The 1,524-nt window shown below is 48.2% G+C and carries 1 protein-coding gene; it reads left to right on the top strand.

Annotation, left to right across the window (positions count from 1 at the left end):
• The coding region (locus QCH34_RS12540) for an acylphosphatase (protein WP_300334628.1) at positions 1–711 on the top strand (711 nt) is incomplete at its 5' end.
• Positions 712–1,524 lie beyond the last annotated feature (813 nt).

Here is a 1,524-nt window from a genome sequence, read left to right as displayed (position 1 = left end):
GAGCCAGAGAAATGGTTGTTGAAGTTGCTGTTGGTGAGAGTGATAGAAAAGCCTTTGAGTTATGAAAACCCAATGCTGATTATGGATTCTCATACCTTCTCCCGGTATTCAATACAGGTATCAGGAACGGTACAGAGGGTTGGCTATCGGCATATTGTTCAGAATATTGCCCGAAAATTAAAAATTACCGGCTATATCGAGAACCTTGAAGGATATGATGTGCATATCATTGCAGAGGGCCGTGTAGACGACCTTGATGCATTTATCCTGGCTATCAGGAATGTAGAATATCCAATAGAAGTCGAAGAGATTTATACCGTAAAGGAAGATTATAAGGGAGAATATTCTTATTTCACGGTAATAAGAGGCTCTCCGGAAGAAGAACTTGCAGAGAGATTTGATACTGCAATTGCTATCTTTTCACGGATGGAGAAGAAACAGGATATCTCCCTTGAGAAGCATGATACGTCAATTTCATTACAGAAAGATACTATCGGTCTTCAGAGAGAGACGCTCAGTCTTCAGAAGGAGACAATCGGACTTCAGAAAGATACTATCAGTCTTCAACAAGAAACACTCACTGAAGTTAAAGGAATGAGGAGTGACCTGGATAACCATCTAAATAAGGAGATCTCTGAGATGCGTATGGAATTGAAGGAGATCAGGACGGCATTGATAAACTATGGGATTATGAATGCGGCAAAGTCCTGAGAATAATACATTGATCTGTCGCCTTATCCCTCCGAGCGGGACACTGATCAACCCCCATTCCTGCTCCGGTGAAGGCGATCCTCATGGCCAACCGGACGATGATGTTCGTCTTCATTGAGAGAATATCAGCGCTCCCGCTCTCATGAGGTTGTACCGGGCCTCCATCAGATGCAGAATATCGTTTTTTAACGCGTTCTGCCGCTCCCATTTGAGAAGAGGATCACCGCCCGCCTGCAATCGCTGGCGTACTATCTCCTGCACCGCACTTCTGTTGGCTTACCCTCACCCGCACCAGGTACCGGTGCTCCCAGCGATTGCTCAGACCCCCATGCTATCCTTACTCCCCCCTTCAGGTGAAGGGGGGTAGGGGGGTTTGCCGGAGGGAGGAGTGTCACAGTCTGACAGATATCAAAGAGAGAGGGAGGCTGCCTGTAAGCGCTGGTGACTGAATGCCATCCCCACAAACAGATCTCAAGGATTGACCCCTCGCTCCTCCGGGGGGGTACCGCCCACCTGCTGGTCGCATCCCAACTATCTCCTGCCTCCGCGCCTCCATGGGCTTACCCATTACCCGCACCAGGTACTGGCGCTCCCCGCGATTGCTCAGACCCCCATGCTATCCTTACTCCCCCCTTCAGGCGAAGGGGGGCAGGGGGAATTGCAGGTAAGTACCGAATCATCAACGATAATCATTGACACAGTTGTCTATAAAAGCTCCAAAAATGCTTCAACAGTAAGATCAGCATCCTTGATGATGACTCTTAATGTCCCACGTGCAATCTCTGTGTGATTTGGGACAGTCAGTGGTTTTTT

It is taken from the genome of Methanocalculus sp. (assembly GCF_029762515.1).
Taxonomy (GTDB): domain Archaea; phylum Halobacteriota; class Methanomicrobia; order Methanomicrobiales; family Methanocorpusculaceae; genus Methanocalculus.
Note: the sequence above shows the minus strand (reverse complement) of the source record. Positions and strands in the feature narration are given on the sequence as shown.